At 43.5% G+C, this 3,329-nt stretch carries 3 protein-coding genes and 2 pseudogenes; all 5 read left to right on the forward strand.

Translation table 11 applies throughout. From position 1 onward, the window contains the following. Window positions 1-61: 61 nt before the first annotated feature. Window positions 62-403 carry a zinc ribbon domain-containing protein gene (locus H5300_RS26065; RefSeq protein ID WP_220503588.1) on the forward strand — a complete coding sequence of 114 codons (342 nt, stop codon included), beginning with the start codon at window positions 62-64 and terminating at the stop codon, window positions 401-403. Between the two features lie 584 nt (window positions 404-987). Then, window positions 988-2,553, forward strand: coding sequence for a response regulator (locus H5300_RS26070; RefSeq protein ID WP_182797297.1), 1,566 nt, complete (start codon window positions 988-990; stop codon window positions 2,551-2,553). Between the two features lie 11 nt (window positions 2,554-2,564). Continuing rightward, window positions 2,565-2,692: pseudogene (locus tag H5300_RS26075) on the forward strand (Hpt domain-containing protein); the annotation flags it as partial. Between the two features lie 249 nt (window positions 2,693-2,941). Continuing rightward, window positions 2,942-3,133, forward strand: coding sequence for a Mu transposase domain-containing protein (locus H5300_RS26080; protein WP_259397960.1), 192 nt, complete (start codon window positions 2,942-2,944; stop codon window positions 3,131-3,133). Between the two features lie 60 nt (window positions 3,134-3,193). Further along, window positions 3,194-3,329, forward strand: a pseudogene (locus H5300_RS26085) (IS630 family transposase); the annotation flags it as partial.

Below are 3,329 nucleotides of genomic sequence, written 5' to 3' on the forward strand. Positions count from 1 at the left end.
CTCAGCACTTGATCCACTTTTTACTATTGAGTGATCATTCCAGTGCTTCATCCTGTTTGTTATGAGCAGAAAGAAAGCCCCTAAATTTCAAGCGGAACCACCCGTAGCCTCTGACCTTAATGAAGTAAACGCACTGATTGTAGTGGCGAAACTGGAATACAAACTGAAAGAGCAAGGTAAGCACCTAGTAAAGCTCGACCAGTGGTATGCAAGCTCTAAAACTTGTCATTGTTGCGGTCATAAAATGGAAGAAATGCCCTTATCGGTTCGCAAATGGGACTGCCCGTCTTGCGGCACTACAGATATAAATCGCGACTTAAATGCCGCCCTTAATATCCGTGACAAAGGCATTCTAGAATTAAAGGCGGTTGGACGATCGTCTCTGCTTATGGAGGCGGCGTAAGTCTCGATACTATCGAGCAACGGCTAACGAAATAAGAAGCATCGCCCGATGAGGGCGGTGAGTAGTCACAGAGCTTGTAGCCCTCCTTAGCACTTGCTGTGGTTTTAATGGGGTTTGCCCCAACATGTTGCTAACTAAAGTGAGGGGAAGACCATTTCATCAGCCTGGCTGGAGCAGATCAGAAAAACAATATGTCGCTTAATGCGGTGTCCAGTCTGACTGGATCAGAGCAGTTTTGAGAAGTTATATTTGGTTCTACTCATATCTTTTCAATCGAGTGGCTATTGATGAGCATTGTAGACTGAAGTAACATCGAACCCCATCTTGAGCGTGCTTTACGTGTTATCCCGATGGGCCTCAAGAACTACTTGTTCTGCTGGACAGAACTGGGGGCTTAGCAGTTAGGAATGCATGCTGCAGAGTTTGATGGTGACTTGTCGCATCCATAGAATGTTGCTTGAGCCCACGAGGTCTGCAATGTCTTAAAACCATAACACTGTCATTTGCACTCGCTTGACATTACGCATCTAAACACCTAAATTCTTAATAAAAACAGTAGAGCTAGGATAGCGAGAACAATGACAATGAAGTTGCCGCCAGAACTCAGCATTTTGATTGTCGATGATTCAAAAAGTGCCACCATACTTATTAAGCAGCAATTAGTTGGCCTTGGAATCTCGCACGACAAAATCTATATCGCCACGGACTACCGCCAAGCCATAAGAACCGTGGAGAGACATACCTTAGATGTACTTTTGATTGATTATCATCTTGAGCAGACATTTACCGGGTTTGAGTTACTTGGCATCCTTTATCGCAAAAGATTAATCGATCATACCGTCGCTACGATTCTGTTATCGGGCGATATGCGTCAAGAAACGGTATTAACCGCCTTATCTGGCAAAGCCCACCACTTTATATCTAAGCCAATTAAAACACCGATACTCAGACATAAGATCAGTCTTGCAGTCGAAGAGTCCCACCAAATAACCCAACAAAAACAGTATTATCCGATAGACTCCCCTTCGGCATTACAACAAGCTTTATCTGTTCCTCATACTCAGAAAAGTGTTCAATACGAAGCGAGTTTGATCGAACACCTAATAGGAACCGAGCAATGGGAGCTATTGACTTATGTACTCCGTGAATCAGCGACAAACATGCACCCAACAAAACTGGTCGCTGAAGCACTCGTTCTCGATAGCCTCGGAAAAGCTCAACAAGCAATAGACAAACTTCATAACTACCTTATCGCTCGTCCACTGTCTCTAAATGTGATTGACTGTTTGAGTTGCATCTATGAGAAGCACAACATGTTGCTCCCGGCATTAAAACTCGCTATCCGCGCATTTGAACTGACGCCAAGTATTAGCCATCGCGCGACAAGAGCTATCGATCTTGCCGAAAATGCAGACAACGCCCAAATATTAATCAAGATGGGCCATATGTATGCGACCAACATATCGCCAGCAGATATCGACGTTATCAACTCCATCTCCAACTACTTTCATTCGCTCCAAGTGGCTTATGAGAAAGAAGATAGCATCGCTAATAAACGCACTTTATTAGAACAAGCGAATCAGTTTACCAACCAAGTAAATCTAAAGTTAATGCAGCATCAACAGCAACAGGTTTTAGCCGCTCTTGCTGTGTTTCAGTGCCAAGTATTGCATTTTGAAGGTAATCACCAATTGGCTCATCAAAAACTAATCCGAGCTGCAGCATTGCTCTGCCATGTGCTAAACGAAACGCCTACGGTTCTGTTGAATCAGCTACTTCCACTGCTGAATATTTACGGTGAGTATTCGCTATATCAAGGCTTAGGTGACTTCCTTAAAGCCCGCGGTGAAATCAATGACCAAACCTATCTTGGTAGTGATACCAATCCTATCAACTGCATCAACATAGACAGTTTAGGTTCAGTACAACAACTTAAAGACTATATTCACACTTATCCTTACTCAGTTGCCGCGAAACTTGACTATCTGTTTGCCGTCAACAAAACTCAAACAGAAGAACAACTTACTAACGAATTCATGGCGCAACTACAAAAGTTAGAATTGCCACATAAATGGAATCAATGGATTAGTGAATCTGCTAGTACTGGGTTTTCCACCAAGCCACCCAGCCCACTTTCACTATGTAACTGACAGGCGTCTCTATGCTAGATTTTGATGCGTTAAATGTCTATTTAGATAATGACAAAGATCTAATTCATTAGAAGATATTCAAGAGCTTGTCGCACAACAAGACTGGGGAAAGCTGCACTTTACTGTTCACACACTCGAAGAATATTAGTATTAGCTAGCCCCTAGTCAGGATTACCATGGATATCACAAAAACAATAACACCACAAGAAGTTAACATGGCATACCATAAGTTAGTACAAAACACTGAAGGTTCTCTCGAAGATTCCCCTAGGCATTGCTCCTTTCTCTTGAGCACAAGCCATATTTTAGGATATTTGGCGAGTAAATAACCTTCAAGGATGGTTTGCAACTTGAACCATCCCCCCTCTGGCATATATGGAATCTGCTTATGCAGCGATACCTATATACCGAAACCAAACGAGCCAAAGTGGGGCCTAATTATCATATCGAATATCGCCGTCACTACTACCCGGTTCCTGCTCAGCTTGTTGGCCACCATGTTGAACTGGAAGCCTCCAACCGTCTGGTGCAGATCTACCATCAAGGTAACTTGGTCGCCCAGCATCGGGCATCCTCGTAGCCACAGGGAGCGTGGAAACAGCCCCAACCAGAGCACATACCGAGTAATCATCAACACCACAAGCGGCTATTGAAGGTAATGAACGAGAAGTCGAGGAATAACGTTTACTTCAAAAGTAAACGTGACTTCAAGGAAGCCATAGACCAATTTTTTACTGTAACTCTTCCAGAGATTGCAGGTTCGTTGACGTCTCGAA

This window comes from Vibrio sp. SG41-7 (assembly GCF_014164465.1).
In the GTDB taxonomy this organism is placed as follows: Bacteria; Pseudomonadota; Gammaproteobacteria; order Enterobacterales; family Vibrionaceae; genus Vibrio; species Vibrio splendidus.

What these genes read in the sequence shown, in the direction of transcription:
- H5300_RS26065 (WP_220503588.1), top strand. Translation starts at nt 62, where the DNA reads ATGAGCAGAAAGAAAGCCCCTAAATTTCAAGCGGAACCACCCGTAGCC.
- H5300_RS26070 (WP_182797297.1), top strand. Translation starts at nt 988, where the DNA reads ATGAAGTTGCCGCCAGAACTCAGCATTTTGATTGTCGATGATTCAAAA.
- H5300_RS26080 (WP_259397960.1), top strand. Translation starts at nt 2,942, where the DNA reads ATGCAGCGATACCTATATACCGAAACCAAACGAGCCAAAGTGGGGCCT.